We start from the raw sequence: 22,705 nt of genomic DNA on the forward strand, positions 1-22,705 counted from the left end.
CTCGACGGTCCGGACCCGCGTCCACAAACACGGTGTCGACGGGCTGCAGCCGCGCCTCCCGGCTGAGTGCCGCCGATCGCGGTGGTGGGTCAATGGAGGCACCGCACCCGCCGCCGATGAGAGGAACCGCCATGCCCAACCGATTCGAGAACAAGGTCGCCGTCGTCACCGGAGCGGGCTCCGGGATCGGCGCGGCGACGGTGCGCGCGTTCGTCGGCGAGGGTGCGCGCGTGGTGGCCGTGGACTCCGTCGGCGAGAAGATCGCGGAGACCGCTGCGAGCCTCCCGGATGGTGCCGTGACCACGATCACCGGCGACGTCGCGCAACCGGCGACGATGGAGGAGGCGGTGCGCACCGCCGTCGACACCTACGGCCGCCTCGACGTGCTCGTGAACAACGCGGGGACGTTCACCTCGGGCGACATCACCGAGATCGAGCCGGAGGAGTGGCGGCGCGTCATCGAGACCGACCTGTCCGCCGTGTTCTACGGCACGCGCGCGGCGCTCCCCCACCTGCGCGAGACGAAGGGGTCGATCGTGAACACCTCGAGCGTGTCGGGCATGAGCGGCGACTGGCGCATGAGCCCCTACAACGCGGCGAAGGGCGGCGTGAGCAACTTCACGCGGGCGGCTGCTCTCGACAACGGGGAGCACGGGGTGCGCGTCAACGCGGTGGCGCCCGGGCTCATCTGGACGGACATGACGCAGCAGCAGGCGGAGAACGAGGAGCTCAAGCAGGCGTTCGCCGAGCGGATCGCCCTGGGCCGCGGGGGTCAGCCCGAGGAGGTCGCCGCCGCGATCCTGTTCCTGGCGAGCGACGAGGCGTCGTTCATCACCGGGGCGATCCTGCCCGTGGACGGTGGGACGACCGCGAGCAACGGGCAGCCGCCGCAGGCGTAGTGCTTCCGCAACTGCGTGCGCGGACGACAACTGCGCCGTCGCCTGGCCGCGCACTCGTCGTTCGTGCGCGTCTCGCTGGTCCGCCGGACACCGCCGACGGCACGGGTTCCCTGCACTGGCGGATTCACACTAGTCGACTAGCGCCGATACACTTGTGTGCATGGCCGAGGTGAGCATCGCCGACTACGCGCACCAGTACGGATTCTCTGAGCAGATCGTCCGCAAGGCAGCGCGCCAGGGTTTCCTGCCGGCCCGGAAGGCGAGCGGCGTCTGGCTCATCGACGACGGCGAACAGCTGCGTCCTCAGCGGAGTCGTCCGCTGGCGCAACGCATGGCCGCCGCGCTCCTGTCCATGATCGACGGGAGCGACGCACTGCGAGCCTCACTGCGTCCCACCGAGCGTCATCGCCTCGATGCGCGGCTCCACGCCCTCCGCCACGACGAGCACGCGGCCGACGTCTTCACCACATGGTTCCGCCCTCGCATCCTGCAGCGACCTCTGATGCTGTTCGTGCAACCTGCCGACATGGCCGACCTTCGATTGGACGATCGCCTCGTCCTCGGCGGGGTGAGCGACCCACGTGCGGAGATCAGCGCCCCGGACTTCCTCGAAGCCCATGTGGCGGAGCAGGACATGGACAGCCTGCGGCGCGAGTTCTTGCTCCGAGAATCAGTGGCTCCGAACGTCGCTCTCCACGTCGAGGCAGACCGCGCGCCCGCCACGCTCCCGCTGTCGACGCTCCTCCTCGATCTCGCGACGGACGGCGGCCCACGAGAGCGCGCTCGGCTGGCACAGCTCCTTCGAGGGACGAACGAGTGATCGTTGCGCCGGCCCTCGCGACCGCGCAGGCAGCTGCATGGCATGCGCTGTTCGATGCGTACGAACGACTGCCGCGGGACTGGATCCTCGTCGGCGGCCAGATGGTGCAGTCGCTGTGCTGGGAGCGGGGCTCTGCGAGCGCACGTCCGACGCAGGACGCCGACGTCGCGCTCGACGTCCGCGCGCATCCACAGATCCTCTGGGATCTCACGCGGGTGCTCGCCGACCTCGGATTCGAGCCAGACGGGACTTCGTTCGAGGGGCACCAACATCGGTGGGTCCGAGAAGGCGCTCAGATCGATGTCCTGCAGGCTCGATTCCTCGGCGAGCGTGCTGACAGTCGGCGCGGCGTCCGCGGAGGAACGACGATCGCGGCGCCCGGCACGCAAGGTGCGCTGTATCGCGCCTCAGAGGTCAAGGTCGACGTGAACGGACGCGTTGGGCGCCTGCTCCGTCCGACACTGCAGGGTGCACTGGTGAGCAAGGCCGCGGCGGCCGACGCACTCGCCGGACAGGACAACTCCCGTCACCTCGTGGACATCGCCACACTTGCAGCACTGGTCGAGCGTCGTGACGCGCTCGGGATCGACCTGACCGCCACGGAGCGGCGTCGATTGCTCGCGGCCGCAGCGCGCATCAAGCGGGATCCGTCGCTGAGCCGGCGCGCTGGCGTTGACCCGGACGCGGTGGAGGTCCTTCGGATCGCCCTCGCATCGGATTGACGCTGGCGAGAAGCGCGCGTCGACGACAAGTGCGCGGTCGTCCGATCGACCGCTTGTCGTGGACGCGCGCAATCGGCGCGATCGACGCACCCCGACACGGAGGCACCGCGCGTAGCGTGCGCGCCATGAGCGACAACGAGCAGACCGAGCCCGTCATGAACGGCGCCACCGACGCGACGAACAAGGAGAAGCTGGCGGGCCTGATCGAGCAGGTGGACAACGACCACGGGAGCGAAGGCGCCTCGAGCATGGCTGACGAACTCCGGAACCGGATGGAAGAGACGCAGGTCGAGCCGGAGTCTGCTGCAGACGCTGAGGACTGAGGACCGCCGGGCCGGGCCCTCCGCGGGGGACCGTAAGGCAGATTGGCGATCGCGACCAGGACGATGACCGCGAGGCCGATGCCAGTGCAAGTGCCAGTGCCAGTGCCAGTGCCAGTGCCAGTGCCAGTGCCAGCGTTCGTAATTACAAAGCTGGCATCTGAGGTGATGGATTTGGACGACCCAGCTCCAGCGAAGCACGATCTCGAGGGAACATCTGGCTGCCAGGCCCAAGATATGCCACAATCCTGGCCATGCTTCTGGTCTCTAACATTCCTCAACTGTGGTCGTACACGTGGTTCCGAGACATCGGGCTTCCCCTCTTTGCGGGTGCAGGGTCCTTCTTAGTTGGGCTAATTGCCGCCATCATCGCATTGCAGAGCAAGAATGTGGCGAAGCGCTCGAATGCGCTCGCCGAGCGAGCGAATAATCTGGTAGAGAGTGCGCGGAGAAAGGAGGACCAGCGCGACGATTACAACTTCAAAAGGGAACTGGAGCGCGAGCGCGCGAATTTAGCAAAGCGCTGCAACGAGCTACTCAAGCTCCGACAGTCAGATAGTCGCGGCGTGATCGATCAACACTGGGAGACATCACAACTCACCCTACTAGATTACGAAGTTCGCGGATTCCACGATAGATCCGCTGCCGACGGTTTACTCAACCAGATACGCGAACACCTTCAACGGGCGGACTCTGCTCCCGGCCCGCATCCGGCTCACGTAGAGATACAAAGGGCCGGTATGGCGATTCACCAGTACCTGTACGAGGTGGGCTACACTCCTGGTGAAACTCGCGCATTACGTATGCAAGCAGAAAAGCGCACAGCCCCGTGGCTGGCTGAAAACTGATCTGCGGCCCAGCTGATCCCCTTTCCAGATAGTCCCTTGGACCCCCGATGTCGGCTCTGATCCCGGCCCGTTGCCGACTGCCAATCGACCGGTAGCAACTGAACCTCGATGAATAGGCGTTCGAGCTTCGCACCTCTCAGGGCTTGTCAGTGCGGCAGGTTGGTGATCGCGACCACCAGGGCGATATCCCCGATCACGACCATGCCGATCCCGATCAACCGCGTGAAGCCCGGCGCGATCCTCACGCCCGCCACGGCCCACACGTTCGGGTCTGCGTCGCCTTGCCGACGCGTGAGAACCCCTTCGAGAAGACGGCAACGCACGAACCGCACATGATTCCGACACCAGCGACGATGAAGAAGAAGACGTCGGGGGCCATGGGGCTCCTGTTCTGGCGCGGGATAGCGCGGCGCGGGTACGGCGAGGCGAGGCGAGGCGAGGCGAGGCGAGGCGGCAGCGTGTCGGACCTCCGTCGACCGTATCCGCGCAACGCTCACAAAGCCGGTGGAGAAGTCGCTCAAGCATCCACGAGCGGACGCGCCGCACGTGGAAGCACAGACAGCCGACATGTCGCCGACCGGCACGGTGATATCTGGTGTACCACCGATGCCGATGACCGGCAATACCTGTGCGATCCTGGCCACCCGCTGACCCACTAACCACCGACAGGAGCACCATGCGTCGTCCGAACCTTCTCCGTCTCGCCCTCGCCGCGGGAGTCATTGCGACGCTAGGAGGGGTCGGCGCTGCGGCGCTCCCGATCGCCGCGAACACGGCTTCCCCGCGCACTGCCGAAGCGCCAACCATCGCCGAGCACGTCGCCGAAGTCGCTCACGATCGACGTTGATCGTAACGAGGTCGTCGCGGTCTCGGAGACGACGAGCGAGCCTGCCGCAACCACCGGACGCACGAGCGCTATGGCGTACTGGCGGGCATCGCCCAACCTCGACCTGGCCACCGGCGCGCTCAGCATGAACAGTGTGATCTCCGTCAGCGGCAGCGGGATCACCAGCGCGAGGGTGCGGGTGAGCTGACGCTGGCCTCCCAGCCAGTGCGGAACTGCGCGCCTCGACGACAAGTGCGCCGTCGCCGAGCCGCGCAGTTCGTCGTTCACGCGCGCACATCGCACCACGCCCGCATAGCGCACCGCGCGCGCACACCGCACACCGCGCACCCACCCACCGACCCGCAGTAGCCTGCTCCCGACCCTGATGATCCAACGGAGGAACGTCGTGACGAGGCTTTGGAACGATCCGCACCAGTTCGTCGACGAGATGATCGAGGGCTTCGTCCTCGCGAACGGCGATCGAGTCCGCCAGGTCCGAGGCGGTGTCACCCGGTCCACGAGGAGCCCGGACCCCGAGGTCGCCGTGGTCATCGGCGGCGGTTCGGGTCACTGGCCGGCGTTCGGCGGTCTCGTCGGTCCGGGGCTCGCGCACGGTGCGGCGATGGGCAACCTGTTCGCGTCGCCGTCGTCGATCCAGGTCGAGTCGGTGATCCGCGCGAGTGAGCAGGGCCGGGGCGCCCTGCTCAGCTACGGCAACTACGCCGGCGACGTCCTCAACTTCACGGCAGCGCAGGACGCGGTCCGGGCGGACGGCGTCGACTGCCGCACGGTCCTCGTGACGGACGACATCTTCAGCGCGTCGAGCGACGAGCGCGGCAAGCGTCGCGGCATCGCGGGCGACCTCACGGTGTTCAAGGTGGCCGGGGCCGCCGCTGCCGAGGGCATGGACCTCGACGACGTCGAGCGCGTGGCGGTGCTGGCGAACCAGCGGACGCGGTCGATGGGCGTTGCGTTCAGCGGCTGCACATTGCCCGGCGCCGACGAACCCCTGTTCGACGTCCCGGAGGGCCGCATGGCGATCGGGCTCGGCATCCACGGCGAGCCGGGCATCGACGAGACCGACATCCCCAGCGCCGAGGGGCTGGCCGAGCTGTTCGTCGAGCGGCTCCTCGCCGAGGCGGAGATCCCCGAGGGCGTCGACCTCGACGGCGCGCGGGTGGTCCCGATCCTCAACGGGCTCGGGTCGGTCAAGGTCGAGGAGCTGTTCGTCGTCTACCGCTCGATCGCGGGGCTGCTGCAGGACCGCGGGCTCACCGTGGTCGACCCGCAGGTGGGCGAGTTCTGCACGAGCTTCGACATGGCCGGCGCGTCCCTGACCCTGCTCTGGCTCGACGACGAGCTCGAGCGGCTCTGGACCGCGCCCGCCGACACCCCGGCGTTCCGTCGGGGCAGCGTCCAGCAGGACCTCGTGAGCGCCGGACCGACGGCTGCCGAGGCCGACACGGAGGACGCGATCCGGCCCTCCAGTGCGGAGTCCCGCGAGTCCGCGGCACACATCGTCGACCTGCTCCGCACGGTCGCGACGACCGTGGAGGACCACGTCGCCGACTGGGGGCGTCTCGACTCGATCGCCGGCGACGGCGACCACGGCATCGGCATGCAGCGCGGTGCGAGCGCGGCACTCGACGCCGCGACTGCCGCTCTGGAGGCCCAGGGCGGCGCCGCCACGGTCCTCCACCGGGCGAGTGCCGGCTGGGCCGACCGCGCGGGCGGCACCTCGGGCGCGCTGTGGGGCGTGCTGCTGCGGACCCTCGCGAGCGAGCTCGACGACGAGACGCAGCCGACCGCCACCGCCGTCGCGACCGGTGTCGGCCAGGGCCGGGAGGCCGTGCAGTCGGTGGGCGGCGCTGCCGTCGGTGACAAGACGATGGTGGACGCGCTCGTGCCGTTCGCCGACACGCTCACCGCGCGGGTCGAGGCGGGCGACGACCTGGCGACCGCGTGGGCTGCCGCAGCCTCCGCCGCCGAGGAGGGCGCGGCGTCGACCGCGGACCTCGTGCCGCACCTCGGGCGGGCGAAGACGCACGGCGACAAGGCGGTCGGCTCCCCCGACCCCGGCGCGGTGTCGTTCGCGGCGATCGTCGGCGCCGTTGGCGACGCACTCGCAGATGGCACGGACGACGACGGAGTACACCGGGACCCCGGAGCGACAGACCGTCGCGAGGAAGGAGCCACGCGATGACCCAGTGGCGATTGGTGATCGGCTCGGACGACGCCGGGTACGACTACAAGGAAGCGATCCGCAAGGACCTCGAGTCGAGCGACCTCGTGGCCTCGGTGGTCGACGTCGGTGTGGACGCCGACGGGCACACGAACTACCCGACCGTGGCGACCGCCGCGGCAGAGATCGTCGCCCGCGGGGACGCCGACCGGGCGATCCTGCTCTGCGGCACCGGCCTCGGCGTCGCGATCTCGGCGAACAAGGTCCCGGGCATCCGAGCCGTGACCGCTCACGACTCCTACTCGGTGGAGCGCTCGATCCTGTCGAACGACGCCCAGGTGCTCTGCATGGGGCAGCGCGTCATCGGCCTCGAGCTCGCCCGCCGCAACGTGCGGGAGTGGCTGACGTACGAGTTCGACAGCTCGAGCGCGTCGAACGACAAGGTCGAGGAGATCCGGGCGTACAAAGCGGCGCACTGAGCGGAACTGCGTCGCGGTCGGCCTGAAGCGAGACTCCCCGGCACTCGGGTCGCGCTCACGGGCGGCGTCGTCCTCGTCGCAGCCTCGGGGCGGGGTCTTGCCGGGCCTCCCAGCCCATCGAACCGGAGCGCAACGGCCGCGTGGACGTCACCTATCGAGGACCGCGGCGACCGCCTCGATCTCGACGAGCTGCCCGTCGTACCCGAGCACGGTGACGCCGAGCAGGGTGCTCGGGACGTCGTGAGCACCGAACGCGGCACGCACGACGTCCCAGGCGGCGATGAGGTCCGCCTGCCGCGACGACGCGACGAGGACCCGCGTGCTGATGACGTCCTCGATGCCGGCGCCTGCCGCGCGAAGCGCCGTCACCATGTTCTCGACGCACTTGGCAGCCTGTCCGGCGTGGTCCCCGAGCGCGACGGTCGCGCCGGTCTCGTCGAGGGGACAGGCCCCCGCCAGGAACACCAGCCGCGCGTCGGCGGGAGCGGTCGCGGCGTAGGCGTAGTCGACACCCTGCGCGAGGCTCGCGGACCGGATGAGCGTCACGGTCTTCGGATCGGTCGTCTCGCTCACGCGACCATCCTCCTCGCTCCTCGTCAGCGTGGTCCGGCACCGGGCCTTCCGCTCGATCACCTGCACAGGACGAGGCGTGGGCCGCCGAGTAGTCAACGGCCGAGCGCCCGCTCCATCACCGCGATCGACTGCCTGGCCGCGTACTCGTCGCGCTCCGTCTGCGCGTCCTCGACCCGCAGGTGCACGACGCCCGTGTACCGGCTGGTGCTCACGCCGTCGCGTGGGGCGAGGTGCAGCACGACGCCCCATCCCTGCTCGGACTGTTCCCACGAGTGGTCCGGGGTGTGGAACGGCTCGATCGACAGCACCTCGGCCCGCTTCGCGATCCGAGGGCCCTCCGTGTCGGTCTCGGTGTCCCAGATCGCGATGCCCTCCGGAGTGAACGCGAGCTGGCACGGGAAGGTGACGGGGAGCCCCGGGTCCCACATGGCCAGGTCGTCCCTCGTCGTCGAGGTCGCCTGCGCGGTGACGAACGCGATCCCCGGATGCCGGGCACTCAGCGCCCCGCGCTCGTCCCTCCGGCGGAGTCGCATCAGACGCAACGGGCCAGCGGCGGCGCACACGATGGTGGCGAAACCGCCCATGCGCAGGACGAATCGGAACAGGTGCGGGGGGACGCCGTGGATGCGGACGAGCAACACGACCGTCAGGACCGCGAACACGACGGCGAGCACACCCAACACGATGATCGACGGATGCCGCCGAACGGTCGCACCGAGCGACGTCGACGTCGCGCGGTGCTCGCTCACCGGCATGTCGGACACGGGCTGCTCGCTCACGGCACCGGAGGGGTGCTGCCGGCCATCGTGACCTTCCCGGCACCGGCGTCCCAGGTGTACGTGGCGTTCGCGCGGCCGGTCGGATTCGCGTCGGAGTCGTCGCCCTGCGTGTACGGGTACGTCACGGCGATGCTCGTCGACGAGGTCCTCCGGACCGTTGGCTGGAACGCGTACTGCTCCTTCGTCCCCGTACCGAGGTAGGTGCCGTCGTGGAACAGCAGGATCGCGTACGGGGAGCTCGCCGTGGAGCCGGCGACCGTCACGACCGACCAGGACAGCGGCGCACAGGGGTCGTAGCCGGTGTAGTCTGCGCCCGCGGCGTCCCACGTCGCGCTCGACAGCCCGGCCGGCAGCGGCAGCGCGGCGATCCCCTTCGCGGCGGCGGCCTGCCCGGTGGCGGGTCCACACGTGCCCGTCGCGCTCGGGGTGCTCGTCGTGCTCGGGGTGCTGGTGGCGCTAAGCGATGCCGGAGCGGCGGTCGGCGCCGGGGAGCTGTGGGTGGCCGTCCGGGCCGTGCTGCTCGGGTGCGGCGACGCTGTCCCGCCCGAGCAACCGGCCAACGCCACGGTCAGCGCCGCGCTGACGAGGACCAGACCGGATGTACGTCGAGTGAGCATGCCTCCACATTGGCCCCGCTCGCCGAGCGCGTCCTGACCGTGCGCCGAAGCGCCAGGATGGAGTCCATGGACCCGAGCATCGCGATCGTCGGCCCTGGTGCGATCGGCACGACGGTGGCAGCAGCGCTCCACGAGGCCGGTCGGACCCCGCTGCTCGCCGGCCGGACGCCGCGGGAGCACCTCCGGCTCCGGACCCCGGACGGCGCGGTCGTCGTCGTCCCCGGGCCGGTGCACACCGATCCGACGACGATGTCCGGACCCGTCGACGTCGTGTTCCTCGCCGTCAAGGCCACCCAGATCGAGGCCGCCGGGCCCTGGCTCGCCGCACTGTGTCACGCCGACACGGTCGTGTGCGTGCTGCAGAACGGGGTGGAGCAGGAGGCGACCGTCGGTCCGTGGGTCCCGGGCACGGTCCTCCCGGCCGTCGTGTGGTTCCCCGCCCAGGCCGAGCCGGACGGCACGGTGGCGCTGCGGCGACCGCCGCGCCTCACGCTCCCCGACGTGCCGGCGGCGCAGTCGGTGGTCGATGTCCTCAAGAGCACCCGGTGCGCGGTCGACGTCACCGAGGACTTCGTGACCGTCGCGTGGCGCAAGCTCCTCCACAACGCCGCCGCCGGGCTCATGGCGCTGAGCGGACGGCGATCCGGGATGTTCCGACGTGAGGACGTCGCCCGGCTGACGCTCGACTACCTCGCCGAGTGCCTCGCCGTGGCGCGGGCAGCGGGCGCCCGCCTCGGCGACGACGTCCCGCATGAGGTCCTCGACGGCCTCCGCGCACAGCCGGCGGACCTCGGGACCTCGATCCTCACCGACCGCGCCGCGGACCGCCCGCTCGAGTGGCGGGTCCGGAACGAGGTCGTGGCACGGCTCGGCCGCATGCACGGCATCCCCACCCCGGTCAGCGACGTGGTCGTGCCGCTGCTCGCCGCCGCGAGCGACGGGCCCGGCTGAGCCGGGAGGCCCGCCGCGGACGGTCAGGCGGTCGGCACGGGGGCCAGGACATCCCGGAGCCGGAAGGCGCTGATGTCGTCATCGGTCCGACCATCGAGGGCGAGCTCCGCCAGGATCCGCCCGATCGTCGGCGTGAACTTGAACGCGTGGGCGGCCCCGAGGGCGACGAGCACGTCCGGGTGCCCCGGCAGCGCGTCGAGCACGAACCGGCGGCCGGGGGTCAGCGTGTACTGGCAGGTGATGGTCCGGACGTCCCCGCCGCTGGCGGGCAGGAACCCGCGCATGAAGGTCCGCAGCTGGTCCAGGAGCTCCTCGGAGTGCCGGAAGGTCCGCTCGTCGGGCGTCATGCGGTTGTCGGAGGCGTCTCGGCCCGCCTTGACGGTCGGCTCCCCGTAGGTCGGGAACCCGTAGTAGCAGGGCTCGTCTTCCCAGATCCACACGGGGAGCCGGTCGTCGCCGAAGTCCTCGGGGCGGTCCGGCCCGAAGTACGTGACCTGCTCCTGCATCGTCACGAGCGGGACCTCGACACCGAGGGGCGCGATGAGCGCGTTCGTCCACGCGTCGGCGGCGACGACGACCTTCCGCGCACGAACCGTCCCGACGGTCGTCACGACGACGACACCGTCGGGCTGCGGCCGGAGCTCCTCGACCCGTGTCCGGTCGCGGAGCACCGCACCCTGCGACCGGGCCTGCATCTGGAGCGTCGCGACGGTGCGGGACGCGGGGACGATCCCGGTGTCGGGCGTGAACACGGTCTCCACCCCCGGGGGCAGGGCGAACTGCGGCCAACGAGCGCGCACCGCGTCGCGGTCGAGGACCTCGAACGGCAGGTCCTGCGCCGTGAGTGCCGCGGTGAAGGTGGACACGGGGTACGGACTGCCCGGTGGCACGAACACGACGCCGCCGGTGGTGGTCACGAGGCGTTCGCCGCTGACGCGTTCCAGCTCGGCCCAGTCCCGGTACGCCGACTTCGCGAGCCGGACGTAGGCCTCGTCACCGTACGAGGTGCGGAGGATCCTCGATGTGTCGTGGGAGGCACCGCGCACGTGACCGAACTCGAACTGTTCGAACAGGACCACCGTCGCACCCCGGAGTGCCAGGTGGTGGGCAGCGGCGCTGCCCAGCGCCCCGGCGCCCACGACGGCGACGTCGAACTCCTCCATCGCGGTCCGGTCAGTCGATCGGTGCGGGGCCGAGCTCGTCGAGCAGCTTCTGCAACGCCACGTACGCCCGGTTCCGGTACGCGACGAGTTCCGGCGTCCGGTCGGCCGGGACGTCGAGGTACCCCGCGCCCGACTTCGTGCCGAACTTGCCCTCGGCCACGAGCGCGGCGAGCGACTCCGGGGTCGCGAACCGCTCCGGCCACCGGGTCTGGAGGGACGCGTAGCAGAACGCGTACACGTCCAAGCCCGCCATGTCGGCGATCGCGAACGGGCCGAACACGGGCAGCCGGAAGCCGAACGTGGTCCGGACGATGGTGTCGATGTCCTCGGGGCTCGCGATGCCCTCGGCGGCGATGTCCGCGGCCTCGGAGAACAGCGCGTACTGCAGGCGGTTGAGGACGAAGCCGACGCTGTCCTTGACCCGCGCGGTCTGCTTGCCGGTCGCGCGGACGATCGTCTCGGCGGTCGTGATCGCGGACTCGGTGGTGGTCTCGTGCGGGATGATCTCGACGCCGGGGATGAACGGCGCGGGGTTCGAGAAGTGCACGCCGAGGAACCGTTCGGGCCCCTCGACGGCCTCGGCGAGTGCGCTGATGCGGATGGTCGACGTGTTCGAGCCGATCACCGCCTCCCGGCCCGCGGCTGCGCTGATCCGGGCGAGGGTGGCGTGCTTGATCTCGATCTTCTCGGGCACGGCCTCCTCGATGAACTCGGCGTCGGCGACCGCGGCCTCGACGGACTCGGCGGGGTGGACGAGCGCGGCGATGCGCTCGACGGCGTCGGCGGGGAACAGCCCGTCGGCGACGAACTGCCGAGCCTCGTCGAGCAGCCGCGTGTGGTTGCTCGCGGCGATCTCGGCGGAGACGTCGGCGAGGGCGACCTCGGCCCCGGACAGCGCGAGCATCTGCGCGATCCCGCCACCCATGTACCCGGATCCGACGACGGCGGCTCTGATCTGACTCATCGTGCGACCTCCTGGGGCAGCAGGGTGCGGATGTACCGCTGGTTCGTGGCGCAGACGCCGAGGCTGTCCCCGCCGTACTGCTCGGTCATGATGATGCCGCGGAACCCGACGTCCACGGCCTCGCGCAGGACCTGCCGGTAGTTGATGATGCCGGTCTCCATCGTCGAGGGGACGCTCGTCGCCCAGGAGCCGTCGCCGGCCTCGTCGCGTGTGTAGTTCTTGACGTGCAGGTAGTTCGCGTACGGCAGGGTCGCGGAGAACACCTCGCGCCAGTCCTCGACGGGACGGTGCAGACGGATCAGGTTCGCGACGTCGGGGTTGAGGCCGACGTTGTCGAGGCCCACCGCCTCCACGAACCGGACGGCGCTCTCGGCCGTGCCGAGGTACGTGTCCTCGTACATCTCGAGCGCGAGGGGCAGCCCGACGTCGGCGGCGTGCTTGCCGAGCTCACGGATCGACCGGACGGCGCGGTCCCAGACCTCCGGGTCGTCGGGGTCCTTCGGCCCGGGCGCGGTCCAGAACCACAGGGCCTTGCGCTGGGCCTCGCTGAACGGCTGGTGGAGCCCCGTCGAGAACACCTGCATGCCCCACGCGGCGGCGGCGTCGATCGTGCGGTGCGCGTACGCGAGGTTCTCCTCCTCGTGCCCGGGCATGATGACGCTCCGGCGCTGCAGGTGCACGCTGGGGATCCCGATGCCGTGCTCCCTGGCGGTGGCGAGGAGCTCGTCACGCTTGCCGGGGTCGTAGTCGGCGGGGCGGATCCGGTCGTCGGCCATCTCGGCGAGCGTGAAGCCCACCCGCTCGATCTGGGCGAAGATGTCGTCCCACACCGCGATCGGGGCGTCGTGCAGCGTGGTGCCGTCGCGGCCGACCGGTGGGAACCCGTGCAGACACACGGCGATCGGCCAGGTGTCGGCGGTCCAGGTGGCGGGGTCCCAGTCCTGCTCGGTTCCGGGTCGGTCTGGTCCTCGGGCCACGGTGCCTCCTCGCACGTCGGCGTCACGGGCGACACCGGTGCCTACGTTACTCCGGTGGTGACCGCGGGCGTCCGGACCCGGGCGTCTCGGTCGAGTGCGCGCGGTCGTCGTCGACGCGCGATGGTGCGCGCCGACGACGAGTGCGCGCGCCAGCGACAGCGCAGTTGTCGTCGGCGCGCGCACGTGCAGGGGCCGCGGCGGGTCGGCCGGGAGGGACGGTGCCAGCCCGCCCCGTCCCTCCCGGCCGCCAGGGGGTCAGGGCTGCACGAGCTCGAGGTCCTCGAGCACGCTCGGGTGCGTCGGGGTCCAGCCGAGCGCCCTGCGGGTGATCGCGCTCGAGGCCGGCTGGTCCGTCGCGAAGATCGGTCCGAACGGGCCGAACGTCTCGTCGGGCACCTGCTCGACCGGCAGGCCGAGGCGCCGACCGATCACCCGGACGAGGTCGATCACGGCGTCACCCTCGTCGGCGACGGCGTGCCACGCGGACCCCGCCGGGGCGGACTCGAGCGCCAGCCGGAAGAGCACCGCGGCGTCGGCGGCGTGCACGGCGGGCCAGCGCTGGCTGCCGTCACCCGGGTAACCCGCGACGCCGGTCCTCCTGGCGTTCTCGGTGAGGAGGCCGGCGAACCCGCCCGTCCCGTTCGCGTGCACCGTGCGGGGCAGGCGGATCGCCGAGGACCGCACACCCCGGTCGGCGTACCCGAGGATCGCGTTCACGGTGATGCCGCGCCCGCCGACGGGTCCGTCGGTCGGCAGCGGGTCCTCCTCGGTGGACGGACGGCCCTCCGCCCACGGCGTCCCGGAGACGACGACGAGCGGACGGTCGCTGCCCACGAGCGCGTCGGCCAGCGTGGTCATCGCCGCGGTCTCCTCGGCCATGCCCTGCTGCAGCGACTCGGTCGACCCGTAGTCGCGGCTGAACGCCAGGCTGATCACGCCATCGACCTGCCCGGCCGCGGTCCGGAGGACGTCGAGGTCGCCGATGCTCCCCCGGATCGTGCTGGCGCCGGCCTGCTCGAGCGTGGCAGCGGAGGCCTCGGAGCGAGCGAGGGCGAGGACGGTGTGGCCGTTGGCGAGCAGCTCGGCGACGACGGGCGTGCCGATCGTGCCGGTGCCGCCGGTGACGAAGACGTGCATGGGGACTCCTCCGGGTGATGAGACTGTTGTCCCATCACCGTAGCACCGTGATGGGACACCTGTCCCATCACGGGCTCGGAGTCGTAGGATGAATGGCATGGCGCGATGGGAACCGGGAGCGCGGGACCGACTCGTCCTCGCGGCCGTCGACCTGTTCACCGAGCAGGGCTACGACGAGACGACGGTCGCGCAGATCGCCGAACGTGCCGGCGTCACCAAGAGCACCTTCTTCCGGTACTTCCCGGACAAGCGCGAACTCCTCGTCGCCGGGCAGGAGACCCTGAGCACCCTGCTCGCCGAGGGCATCGCCGCCGCGCCCGCGGACGCGTCCCCGCTCGAGGCCGTCGCAGCCGGGCTCGCACGCGCCTCGGACGAGATGGGGCCGATGAACCGCGACATCGGGCCTCGGCTCCGGGCCGCCGTCGCCGCGAGCGCCGAGCTGCAGGGACGGGACGCGCTGAAGAGCGTCGGGCTCGCCGTCGCCATGACGGACGCGCTCGTCGCCCGCGGTGTCCCGGCCGCCACCGCGCACCTCGCGGCCGAGATGGGTCTGCTCGCGTTCAAGCAGGGCTACAGCCGCTGGGTCGAGGGTCCGCGCGACGACGATGCCGGGCTCGCGCCGCACGCGCTCGCCGCGCTCGAGGACCTCCGGGCCGCGACGGCGTCACTCGGCTGACGCTGCGGCCGGAGCCCCGGCGCGAGTGCGCGCGCCGCACGTGCGCACGCCGACGACGAGTGCGCATGCGGGCGCATGTCCCGTTGTCGTCGGCGAGCGCACCCCGCACCGGACGTCGGACGGGAGGGACGGCACCAGCCCGCACCGCGCCTCCCGGCCGGTGGGCGGTCGCCGCCGGCGGGCGGTCGTCCTACGCGTCGGCGGCGGCGAGCTGCCCGCAGGCGCCGTCGATCTCCTTGCCGCGGGTGTCGCGGAGCGTCGTCGGGATGCCGGCGTCGTTGAGGCGCCGCACGAACTCGTCCGTCACGTCGCGCTCCGACGCCGTCCACACGGAGCCGGGCGTCGGGTTGAGCGGGATCGGGTTGACGTGGACCCAGCCGTGGCCGCGCTGGTTGAGCTTGTGCGCGAGCAGGTCGGCGCGCCAGGCGTGGTCGTTCATGTCCTTGATGAGCGCGTACTCGATCGACACCCGACGGCCCGTCTTCTGGAAGTAGCGGTACGCAGCGTCGATGGCCTCGTCGACCTTCCAGCGGGAGTTGACCGGGATCATCTCGTCGCGGAGCTCGTCGTCGGGCGCGTGCAGGGAGAGCGCGAACGTGAGGGGGATGCCCTCGTCGGCGAGCTTGTCGATCGCGGGCACGAGTCCGACCGTCGACACGGTGATGTGCCGGGCGCTCATGCCGAGGCCGTTCGGCTGCGGTGCGACCATGATGCGCACGGCGTCCATCACGCGCTTGTAGTTCGCGAGCGGCTCCCCCATGCCCATGAACACGATGTTCGTGACGCGCTCGGGGTCGGTTCGGTCCTGGCCGCCACGGGTCGGGGCACCCGCGAGCTCCCCCGCCGCCAGCGCCCCGTTCGCCCGGACGATCTGCTCGACGATCTCGGCGGTCGACATGTTGCGTGTCAAGCCGTTCTGCCCGGTGGCGCAGAACGGGCAGTTCATCCCGCACCCGGCCTGCGACGACACGCACAGCGTGATCCGGCCCGGGTACCGCATGAGCACCGACTCGACGAGCGCGCCGTCGTGCAGCTTCCACAGGAACTTGATCGTGTCGCCCTTGTCGGTCGTCAGACGCCGGGCCTCGGTCAGGAGGGGCGGCAGCAGTCCGGCGACGAGCTCCTCGCGTCCGGCGGCGGGCAGGTCCGTCATCGCCGCCGGGTCCGAGGTGTAGTGCGTGAAGTAGTGCGTCATGAGCTGCTTCGCCCGGAAGCCCGGCAGGCCGAGCTCCTTGACGCGGGCGATGCGCTCCTCGGCCGTCAGGTCCGCGAGGTGCACCGGCGGCTTGCCGCGCTTCGGCGACGCGAACTGCAGCAGCGGGCGACCGGTCTGGTCGAGCTGCTGCTTCCAGCCCTCGGTCGTCGGACGGACCTGGGGGCGGGCGGCCTCCGTGCTCACGGTCGCGGGGCGGAGGCCGGGGGTGCGGAGGTCGGAGGGCATCGGGCGATTCTAGCCCGTCTTGGTGTCGAAACCGACCCTTTTCGACCCGACCATTGTTGAACGACAGCGGCGAATCCGATCTCGTTCCCGCGATGTGAAGCGTCACCCGAACGGGCGGTGTCTGGGCCTTCCTCAACTATGGGAAGCTCTGGCCAACGCGGTCCACCGCGGCACGACGCCTGAGGGGAACATCATGACGAATTCGCAGTACGACGATCGCCGATTCGAGGAATCCGAGGCAGGCGTGACCGCGACGCCGGAGACCGTGGTGACAGAGCCCGGGAACGAGGTTGCCTCGTACACCTCGGCCTCCGTCGACCCGCTGATGCAGACCCAGGCCATGCCCTACCCGCCCTCCCCCGCGTACTTCCACCCGTACGACAAGCAGGTGCACATCGCCTACATCCTGCTGATCTTCTTCGGGGCGATCGGTGTGCACAAGTTCTACCTCGGCCGCGTCGGTCTCGGCATCGCGTACATCTTCACCCTCGGGTTCCTCGGGATCGGCACGCTCGTCGACATCTTCACGCTGAACGGTCAGACCCTGCAGGCGAACGCGAAACGGCGACAGCTGGGACTCTGACCCAGTCGATGGCGGGGTAGAAGACGCGCTCTGCTCGAACACGGGTGAGGCGGAGGCCGTACAGGCCCGGTTCGGCAGGAGATACGCGCCGAGCGGGCCGATTCACGTCGGGCCTCCCGTCACGACGACGTTCCCGCGGTCGAACGACCGCGGGAACGTCGTCGTATGCGCATGCGCATGAGGCGTGCAGATAGGACGACGCCGCCGTCGTCGTCCGACCGCGGTTCTGTCGGAAGCCAGCGGATTCGGAAGCGGTGCCGGCGGAGGGCGGGGCGGGGCAGCCTCCGGAGGGGTCGGCCGTCAGCGGCGGACCGACAGGACCTCGTCGAGCGCCGCCTGCGCACCGGCGGAGCAGAGGGTGCCGAGGCTGCGGCGGTAGGGCGTCGTGAACCGCTCGTCGTCGACGAGGTCCCCGAACACGTCCCGGTTGCGCAGGAACGCGAGGTCGTCCGACCGCTGCTGCGCCGCCGCCGGCATGAGGACGTCGCGGAGCTGGTCGACGACCTCGAACCGCTCGCCGTGCTCGCCGCCACCCTCGGCGTACCGGGCCCAGCTCGCGACGACCGCCGCCGCCAGGTCGATGGGGATGCCCGCCTCCAGGTCGGCGCGCACCACCGGCAGCAGCCACTTCGGGATCCGGTCCGACGACTCGGCGGCCAGCCGCGCGAGCGTGTCGAGGATCGCGGGGTTGCCGAACCGCTCCATGAGCGTCGCCTTGTACTGGTCGAGGTCGATGCCCGGCACGGGGTCGAGCGTGGGCGTCGCCTCCTCGTCCATGTAGCGCTCGAGGAGCCGGGCGATCAGCGGGTCGGTCGCGGCCTCGTGCGCGTAGGTGTGTCCGGACAGGAGGCCGAAGTACGCCATCGCCTGGTGCGAGGCGTTGAGCAGGCGGAGCTTCATGAGCTCGTAGGGCACGACGTCCTCGACGACCTGCACGCCGGCCGTCTCGTACAGCGGACGGCGCAGGGTGAACCGGTCCTCGAGCACCCACTGCTCGAAGGGCTCCGCGACGACGGGCCAGGCGTCGTCGATGCCGAACTCGTCCCGGACCATCGCGCGGTCGGCATCCGTGGTGACCGGGGTGATCCGGTCGACCATGGAGTTCGGGAACGACACGTGCCGCTCGATCCACGCGCCGAGCTCCGGGTCCTTCGCGGTGGCGAACGCGACGATGGTCTGCCGGGCGGTGTCGCCGTTGCCCTGGATGTTGTCGCACGACATCACGGTGAACGGCGGGATGCCCCCGTCGTGGCGGCGGCGCAGGGCCTCGGTGATGAACCCGAACATCGTCGTCGGCGTCGCCCCGGGCGTCAGGTCCGCGGCGATCGCCGGGGCGTCGAGGACGAACTGCCCCGTGACGTGGTCGATGTTGTAACCGCCCTCGGTGACGGTCAGGGACACGATGCGCGTGGTGGGCGCGGCCATCAGGGCGAGCACGGCCTCCGGGTCGTCCGGGGCGTACAGGAAGTCCGCGACGGAGCCGATGACACGAGGCTCCAGGGTCCCGTCGGGGTGCTTGAGCACGAGCGTGTACAGGTGGTCCTGGGAATCGAGCGCGTCGCGCATCTCGGCGTCGCGCGGCATGACCCCGACGCCGGTGATCCCCCAGCACAGCTCTCCCCCGGCGTTCATGAGCCGGTCGACGTACATCGCCTGGTGCGCCCGGTGGAAGTTGCCGAGGCCGAAGTGGACGATGCCGGTCGTGACGGCGCTCCGGTCGTAGGTGGGCACGGCGACGCCGGTGAGCGTGTCGAGGGTGGCGTTGCTGAGCGTGGTCATGTGGGGTCCTCCCGTGGCGCGCTCCGTCGCACGCCCCTCCCGTCACTGTACGACCGGTGGTGGCGTCTGCGGGAGTGGTGGCACGGGTCGGGCCGACTCGGACGTGCGCGCATGGACGACGACTGCGCTGTCGTCTGGCGGCGCCCTCGTCGTCCGCGCGCGCACCCGCCCGGTCGTCGTCCGCGCGCGCACCCGCCAGGTCGTCGTCCGTGCGCGCACCCGCCCGGTCGTCGTCCGCGCGCGCACCCGCCCGGTCGTCGCACCTCAGGCTTCCGCACGCGCCGCACACCGCTGGCGGAGGAGCGCGGCGAACCGTTCGTGCATCGCGGCGGCGTACGCCTCGAGCCGCTCGGCCGTGCCGACCCACAGACCGTCCGAGAGCACCGGGCCGTCGACGACCGCGCGCAGGGCACCGGCCAACGCCTCGACGTCGCCCGGCGGCACCTCGACCAGCTGAGGACCGACGAGCGGTCGGAGTTCCGCGAGCGCCGGGCTCGCCGCCGTGATGACGGTCCGCCCGCACGCGAGCCCCTGCCACACCTTGTTCGGGATCACGGACCGGGCCTTGTCCGACGTGCCGAACACCCCGAGGACGACGTCGTGGTTCGCGATGACCGTGGCGAGCTCCTCTGCCGGCACGGGTTCGAGCAGGGTCGCGTCGACGCGGTCGCCCTCGTCGTGGAGCTGTGCGCGGATCCGCTCGAGGACCGAGGCGTACGACACGAACGTCGCGCGGACGGGACGACGGACCTCGCCGAGCGCCGACACGATGACCGGGACGCCGTGCAGCGGGACGTCGTGGCCGTAGAACAGCACGCGGAGCGGCCCGGACGCAGCGGCCGCGCGACCCGAGGGCAACGTGCCGGCCTCAGCGGCAGCGCCGGCGCCCGCGCTGGCAGCAGCGCCGGCAGCAGCGCCGGCAGCAACGCCGGCAGCAACGCCGGCAGCAACGTCGGCGCGCGACACGGCCTTGGCGCCAGCCTCCGCCGGCGGGACCGTCGGCGGGACCGCCCACGCCGGCGCCCCGACCGGGAGGCTCAGCACGGCCGTCCGCGCCGGCACCCGTTCCCGGAGCGCCGCGGCCCGCACCTCGGTGTCGATGAGCAGCACGTCGGCGGAGCGTTCGGCCAGGCGATCGACGACCCGGCAGCGGAGGGCGCGGAGTGACCGCGGGGCGGCCAGTCCGTGGTCGTCGATGTCCGTCTCGTACTGCCCGACGAACCGATCGACGACGACGACCCCGCCGCGGAGCCGCGCGACGAGTGCGACGAGCGGCGCGACGACGAGCGACATCTCGGCGAGGAGGTGGACGTCGTACCCCCGGAGCCCGAGCACCGTGCGGGCGTCGCGGGTCATCCGTCCGATGACGCTCCCGCCCCGGTGGCGCCGGACGACGTCCACCGCGAACCCCGCCGCACGCAGGTGGTGGCGCACGCGGGCGTTCCGCGGGTAGGCGGGGTCGTCGACGCGGACGTGTGCGACGCGGAGGACCGATGTGGCCCGCCGGACGCGCCGTCGCCGCCGCCGATCGAGCACGACGACGGCGACGACCTGCACGGCGAGCACCGCGGCCTCGGCGGAGAGCACCCCGAGCATCGCTCCGCGCGCACCGTCGACGCGGGCGAGGACGAGCACCCCGGGCACCCCGACCAGGCATCCGGCGGCGGCGCTCAGGGTGATCGCGGGGACCCCGCGGAGCGCCACGAGCACCAGGCCACCGGTGGCCCGCGATGTCGTGACGACGACGACGAGCAGGCCGCTCAGCACGGCGAGGTCGGGCGCGACGGTGGCGACGCCGGCGAAGAACGCGCGCGAGACCGCGGGGACCACGACGACGAACCCGGCGCCGACGAGGACCCCGACGCCGACGTTCCCCCAGAGCGCGACCCAGGCCCGTCGGATCCGCCGGTCCGGATCGGCGGGGCCACCCACCCACCCCTGGAGTGCGGTCGGCAGGGCCTTGAGCGCGGTGAGCGCCCATCGCTGGAGCCGGTCCGCGGCGGCGAACACCGCGACGGCCCCGGGCGCACTGACGCCGGCGAGCGTGATCGGGACGCTGATGTAGGTCGCGCTGAGCACGCGTCCGAGGAGCGGTTGCAGCTGGATCCGGACGGCGCGCACGACGAGCCGCGGGGTGAGCTGTCGCAGGGTCGCCGGTCCGATGCCGAGCAGCGTCGTCCCGAGCACGACCGGCACGAGTCCGCTGACGACCAGGGCGAGGGGGAACACCCACAGCGGCGCACCGGCAGCGAGGGCGACCGCGGCGACGACGACGGGCAGCGTGCGGGGCAGTGTGTCCGCCCAGAGGATCGGCCCCGGCCGCCCGAGGCCGATCCAGCACCAGACGACGTTGACCGAACCGAGTGCCCCCGCGGTGCCGATCCAGCCGACGAGCGCGGGAGCACCGACGGGTACCAGGTGCGCGACGACCCAGACACCCGCGGTCACCGGCAGCAGGACGAGCACCTGGGTCACGAGTGCGAGCCCGACCGAGCGACGGAGGTTGCCGAGCGACTGACGGGCGGACCGCTGCGGCCCGCTGATCCCCCAACCGAGCTCGACGACGACCGCCGCGGCCGCCCCGATCGACTGCCCGACCGCGACGTCGCGCCACCCCTCCGCACCGAACCGCGCGGCGATCGCGGGGACCGCGACGAGTGGCGCGAGCCCGCCGACGACGGGGAGCACCGCGAACCCGACGAGCCGCCGGATCGCCATGACTCGTCTGCTGTCGGTCGGGAGGAACGGGGCCACCCGCCGACGCTAGGTCGCCGCCGTCACGCTCCGGTCCGCGGCCGACGGCCTCCCGCCGGTCGTCGGGGATGCGTCCCGCCCGGATTCACCCGTCCGGTCACCCGGACGCACCGAGCCGCGTCATCACGGCGACGGCGCGGGTACGACGAGGACCGCGCCCCCGCCCACCCGCGCTCGCACCGCCTCCCGGCCCGGTGTCACCAGACGAGCACGAACCGACCACGGACGCCCCCGGCCTCCATGCGCCGGTGGGCGTCGCGGGCCGACTCCGGGTCCGCGGCGGGCAGGACCTCGGCGACGCGCAGGGTGAGCAGGCCGTCCTCGACGTCCTGCCGGAGCCGGTCGAGCTTGTGTCCGGAGTGGTACTCGTCGAACACCATGACGCGCTCGAACCGGATGCCCCGCTCGCCGTTGCCCGGCCAGCCGCGCACGGCGACGAAGACGCCCCCGTCCCGGATCGCGGGGACGACCTGCTCGTGCAAGAGCGCGGTGTCCGCGAGACCGTCGACCCCGTCGGGCACGATCGCCCGGATCCGATCGACCACCCCGTCCCCGCGTTCGACGACGTGGTCGGGACCGAGCGACTCGACGAGCGCACGGTCCTTCTCGGCGGCGTCGGCGATCACGACGAGTCCGGCCTGCTTCGCGAGCGGCACGAGGTACGTGCCGAGGGTCCCGGCGGCTCCGGTCACCATCAGGGTCTGGCCGGGCTCGAGGTGCATGAGCTCGAGGATCCGCACGGCCGTCAGCCCGTTCATCGGGAGCGTGCTGGCCTGCTCGAAGCCGACACCCGCGGGGATCCGGGCGATCGAGTCCGGCGCGGCGACGAGGTGCTCGACGTACGCTCCCCCGTGCTCGCGCAGCGGCAGCGCGATCGCCATGACCTCGTCACCCGTCTGCCACTGGTCGACGCCCTCGCCCACCTCGTCCACGATGCCGGCCGCGTCCATGCCGGGCACGTAGGGGGGCTGCGCACCGCCGAGGTCGCGTCCGCCACCACGAACGCCGGCGTCGGTCGGGTTGACGGCGAACGCCCGCACCCCGATCCGGACCTCGCCCGGGCCGGCGTGCGGCTCCGGGACCTCGTGGACGGCGAGGGCCTCGGGCCCTCCGAACTCCTGCACTCCGATGACTCGCATGCCCCAGGTCTACCGCGGCCACGGTCCTCCACACCCAGCGGCGGCCCGACCGGACGTCGAGGGCGCGGCTGCGAGG

Annotated in this window: 23 protein-coding genes; 10 read left to right on the forward strand and 13 right to left on the reverse strand. The window is 71.6% G+C overall.

Annotation, left to right across the window (positions count from 1 at the left end; all coding sequences use genetic code 11):
- Positions 1 to 131: 131 nt before the first annotated feature.
- The 5 genes from DEI92_RS06185 to DEI92_RS16295 all read left to right on the forward strand — a co-directional run bounded on the left by DEI92_RS06185 (position 132) and on the right by DEI92_RS16295 (position 3,609).
- Positions 132 to 899: an SDR family NAD(P)-dependent oxidoreductase gene (locus tag DEI92_RS06185; RefSeq protein WP_111012753.1), complete on the forward strand. Its 768-nt coding sequence runs from the start codon at positions 132 to 134 to the stop codon at positions 897 to 899.
- Positions 900 to 1,059: 160 nt separating this feature from the next.
- Positions 1,060 to 1,719: a hypothetical protein gene (locus DEI92_RS06190; RefSeq protein WP_146249109.1), complete on the forward strand. Its 660-nt coding sequence runs from the start codon at positions 1,060 to 1,062 to the stop codon at positions 1,717 to 1,719.
- Between the two features lie 215 nt (positions 1,720 to 1,934).
- Entirely contained in the window at positions 1,935 to 2,441 is a 507-nt protein-coding gene (locus DEI92_RS06195) for a hypothetical protein (RefSeq protein WP_146249110.1), read from the forward strand.
- Between the two features lie 125 nt (positions 2,442 to 2,566).
- Positions 2,567 to 2,764 (forward strand): hypothetical protein, encoded by a 198-nt coding sequence (locus tag DEI92_RS06200; RefSeq protein WP_146249111.1) that lies wholly within the window; start codon positions 2,567 to 2,569, stop codon positions 2,762 to 2,764.
- A gap of 251 nt (positions 2,765 to 3,015) precedes the next feature.
- Positions 3,016 to 3,609, forward strand: coding sequence for a hypothetical protein (locus DEI92_RS16295; protein ID WP_146249112.1), 594 nt, complete (start codon positions 3,016 to 3,018; stop codon positions 3,607 to 3,609).
- Positions 3,610 to 3,755: 146 nt separating this feature from the next.
- On the opposite strand, the gene DEI92_RS16300 is transcribed toward DEI92_RS16295, so the two are convergent.
- Together DEI92_RS16300 and DEI92_RS06205 are read right to left on the reverse strand one after the other, a co-directional pair.
- A complete protein-coding gene (locus DEI92_RS16300; protein WP_146249113.1) occupies positions 3,756 to 4,253 on the reverse strand; it encodes a hypothetical protein in 498 nt (165 codons plus the stop codon).
- 86 nt (positions 4,254 to 4,339) lie between these two features.
- Positions 4,340 to 4,723, reverse strand: coding sequence for a hypothetical protein (locus DEI92_RS06205; protein WP_111012757.1), 384 nt, complete (start codon positions 4,721 to 4,723; stop codon positions 4,340 to 4,342).
- Positions 4,724 to 4,841: 118 nt separating this feature from the next.
- Between DEI92_RS06205 and DEI92_RS06210 the strand changes: the two genes are divergently transcribed.
- Complete coding sequence (locus DEI92_RS06210; RefSeq protein WP_111012881.1) at positions 4,842 to 6,638, forward strand: dihydroxyacetone kinase family protein; 1,797 nt, start codon at positions 4,842 to 4,844, stop codon at positions 6,636 to 6,638.
- Entirely contained in the window at positions 6,635 to 7,096 is a 462-nt protein-coding gene (locus tag DEI92_RS06215) for a ribose-5-phosphate isomerase (RefSeq protein WP_111012758.1), read from the forward strand. The genes DEI92_RS06210 and DEI92_RS06215 overlap by 4 nt, the downstream gene beginning before the upstream one ends.
- Before the next feature lie 147 nt (positions 7,097 to 7,243).
- On the opposite strand, the gene DEI92_RS16815 is transcribed toward DEI92_RS06215, so the two are convergent.
- The 3 genes from DEI92_RS16815 to DEI92_RS06225 all read right to left on the reverse strand — a co-directional run bounded on the left by DEI92_RS16815 (position 7,244) and on the right by DEI92_RS06225 (position 9,065).
- The gene (locus DEI92_RS16815) at positions 7,244 to 7,669 is read right to left on the reverse strand and encodes a RidA family protein (RefSeq protein WP_258370089.1); all 426 of its coding nucleotides are present in this window, start codon (positions 7,667 to 7,669) and stop codon (positions 7,244 to 7,246) included.
- 92 nt (positions 7,670 to 7,761) lie between these two features.
- A complete protein-coding gene (locus DEI92_RS16820; protein ID WP_258370090.1) occupies positions 7,762 to 8,448 on the reverse strand; it encodes a hypothetical protein in 687 nt (228 codons plus the stop codon).
- Positions 8,445 to 9,065: an LppP/LprE family lipoprotein gene (locus DEI92_RS06225; protein WP_111012760.1), complete on the reverse strand. Its 621-nt coding sequence runs from the start codon at positions 9,063 to 9,065 to the stop codon at positions 8,445 to 8,447. Before DEI92_RS06225 ends, DEI92_RS16820 begins: the two co-directional genes overlap by 4 nt.
- Before the next feature lie 66 nt (positions 9,066 to 9,131).
- Here DEI92_RS06225 and DEI92_RS06230 point away from each other — a divergent pair, with 66 nt between their 5' ends.
- Positions 9,132 to 10,016, forward strand: coding sequence for an oxidoreductase (locus tag DEI92_RS06230; protein ID WP_258370091.1), 885 nt, complete (start codon positions 9,132 to 9,134; stop codon positions 10,014 to 10,016).
- 23 nt (positions 10,017 to 10,039) lie between these two features.
- Here DEI92_RS06230 and solA read toward each other — a convergent pair whose 3' ends face one another.
- From solA to DEI92_RS06250, 4 genes are all read right to left on the reverse strand, one after another.
- Positions 10,040 to 11,179 carry an N-methyl-L-tryptophan oxidase gene (gene solA / locus DEI92_RS06235; RefSeq protein WP_111012762.1) on the reverse strand — a complete coding sequence of 380 codons (1,140 nt, stop codon included), beginning with the start codon at positions 11,177 to 11,179 and terminating at the stop codon, positions 10,040 to 10,042.
- A gap of 10 nt (positions 11,180 to 11,189) precedes the next feature.
- Positions 11,190 to 12,143 (reverse strand): 3-hydroxyacyl-CoA dehydrogenase family protein, encoded by a 954-nt coding sequence (locus DEI92_RS06240; RefSeq protein ID WP_111012763.1) that lies wholly within the window; start codon positions 12,141 to 12,143, stop codon positions 11,190 to 11,192.
- A complete protein-coding gene (locus DEI92_RS06245; RefSeq protein WP_111008473.1) occupies positions 12,140 to 13,120 on the reverse strand; it encodes a sugar phosphate isomerase/epimerase in 981 nt (326 codons plus the stop codon). Before DEI92_RS06245 ends, DEI92_RS06240 begins: the two co-directional genes overlap by 4 nt.
- Before the next feature lie 255 nt (positions 13,121 to 13,375).
- A complete protein-coding gene (locus tag DEI92_RS06250) occupies positions 13,376 to 14,257 on the reverse strand; it encodes an NAD-dependent epimerase/dehydratase family protein (RefSeq protein WP_111012764.1) in 882 nt (293 codons plus the stop codon).
- 97 nt (positions 14,258 to 14,354) lie between these two features.
- Between DEI92_RS06250 and DEI92_RS06255 the strand changes: the two genes are divergently transcribed.
- On the forward strand, positions 14,355 to 14,933 hold the full coding sequence (locus DEI92_RS06255; RefSeq protein ID WP_111012765.1) for a TetR/AcrR family transcriptional regulator: 579 nt from the start codon (positions 14,355 to 14,357) through the stop codon (positions 14,931 to 14,933).
- Between the two features lie 190 nt (positions 14,934 to 15,123).
- Here DEI92_RS06255 and rlmN read toward each other — a convergent pair whose 3' ends face one another.
- On the reverse strand, positions 15,124 to 16,374 hold the full coding sequence (rlmN, locus tag DEI92_RS06260) for a 23S rRNA (adenine(2503)-C(2))-methyltransferase RlmN (RefSeq protein ID WP_111012766.1): 1,251 nt from the start codon (positions 16,372 to 16,374) through the stop codon (positions 15,124 to 15,126).
- A 193-nt stretch (positions 16,375 to 16,567) separates the two neighbouring features.
- Here rlmN and DEI92_RS06265 point away from each other — a divergent pair, with 193 nt between their 5' ends.
- Positions 16,568 to 16,957 (forward strand): TM2 domain-containing protein, encoded by a 390-nt coding sequence (locus DEI92_RS06265; RefSeq protein WP_111012767.1) that lies wholly within the window; start codon positions 16,568 to 16,570, stop codon positions 16,955 to 16,957.
- Between the two features lie 300 nt (positions 16,958 to 17,257).
- On the opposite strand, the gene DEI92_RS06270 is transcribed toward DEI92_RS06265, so the two are convergent.
- From DEI92_RS06270 to DEI92_RS06280, 3 genes are all read right to left on the reverse strand, one after another.
- Positions 17,258 to 18,736, reverse strand: a complete 1,479-nt coding sequence (locus DEI92_RS06270; protein ID WP_111012768.1) for a mannitol dehydrogenase family protein — start codon at positions 18,734 to 18,736, stop codon at positions 17,258 to 17,260.
- A gap of 264 nt (positions 18,737 to 19,000) precedes the next feature.
- Positions 19,001 to 21,490: a glycosyltransferase gene (locus DEI92_RS06275; RefSeq protein WP_146249114.1), complete on the reverse strand. Its 2,490-nt coding sequence runs from the start codon at positions 21,488 to 21,490 to the stop codon at positions 19,001 to 19,003.
- 197 nt (positions 21,491 to 21,687) lie between these two features.
- The gene (locus DEI92_RS06280; protein WP_111011469.1) at positions 21,688 to 22,629 is read right to left on the reverse strand and encodes an NADP-dependent oxidoreductase; all 942 of its coding nucleotides are present in this window, start codon (positions 22,627 to 22,629) and stop codon (positions 21,688 to 21,690) included.
- Positions 22,630 to 22,705: the final 76 nt, after the last annotated feature.

It is taken from the genome of Curtobacterium sp. MCBD17_034 (genome assembly GCF_003234515.1).
GTDB lineage: Bacteria > Actinomycetota > Actinomycetes > Actinomycetales > Microbacteriaceae > Curtobacterium.

Excerpts from the sequence above, each read along its gene's own strand:
- DEI92_RS06185 (WP_111012753.1), top strand. The coding sequence starts at position 132 with ATGCCCAACCGATTCGAGAACAAGGTCGCCGTCGTCACCGGAGCGGGC.
- DEI92_RS06190 (WP_146249109.1), top strand. The coding sequence starts at position 1,060 with ATGGCCGAGGTGAGCATCGCCGACTACGCGCACCAGTACGGATTCTCT.
- DEI92_RS06200 (WP_146249111.1), top strand. The coding sequence starts at position 2,567 with ATGAGCGACAACGAGCAGACCGAGCCCGTCATGAACGGCGCCACCGAC.
- DEI92_RS16295 (WP_146249112.1), top strand. The coding sequence starts at position 3,016 with ATGCTTCTGGTCTCTAACATTCCTCAACTGTGGTCGTACACGTGGTTC.
- DEI92_RS06215 (WP_111012758.1), top strand. The coding sequence starts at position 6,635 with ATGACCCAGTGGCGATTGGTGATCGGCTCGGACGACGCCGGGTACGAC.
- DEI92_RS06225 (WP_111012760.1), bottom strand. The coding sequence starts at position 9,065 with ATGCTCACTCGACGTACATCCGGTCTGGTCCTCGTCAGCGCGGCGCTG.
- DEI92_RS06230 (WP_258370091.1), top strand. The coding sequence starts at position 9,132 with ATGGACCCGAGCATCGCGATCGTCGGCCCTGGTGCGATCGGCACGACG.
- solA (WP_111012762.1), bottom strand. The coding sequence starts at position 11,179 with ATGGAGGAGTTCGACGTCGCCGTCGTGGGCGCCGGGGCGCTGGGCAGC.
- DEI92_RS06240 (WP_111012763.1), bottom strand. The coding sequence starts at position 12,143 with ATGAGTCAGATCAGAGCCGCCGTCGTCGGATCCGGGTACATGGGTGGC.
- DEI92_RS06250 (WP_111012764.1), bottom strand. The coding sequence starts at position 14,257 with ATGCACGTCTTCGTCACCGGCGGCACCGGCACGATCGGCACGCCCGTC.
- DEI92_RS06255 (WP_111012765.1), top strand. The coding sequence starts at position 14,355 with ATGGCGCGATGGGAACCGGGAGCGCGGGACCGACTCGTCCTCGCGGCC.
- rlmN (WP_111012766.1), bottom strand. The coding sequence starts at position 16,374 with ATGCCCTCCGACCTCCGCACCCCCGGCCTCCGCCCCGCGACCGTGAGC.
- DEI92_RS06265 (WP_111012767.1), top strand. The coding sequence starts at position 16,568 with ATGACGAATTCGCAGTACGACGATCGCCGATTCGAGGAATCCGAGGCA.
- DEI92_RS06270 (WP_111012768.1), bottom strand. The coding sequence starts at position 18,736 with ATGACCACGCTCAGCAACGCCACCCTCGACACGCTCACCGGCGTCGCC.
- DEI92_RS06280 (WP_111011469.1), bottom strand. The coding sequence starts at position 22,629 with ATGCGAGTCATCGGAGTGCAGGAGTTCGGAGGGCCCGAGGCCCTCGCC.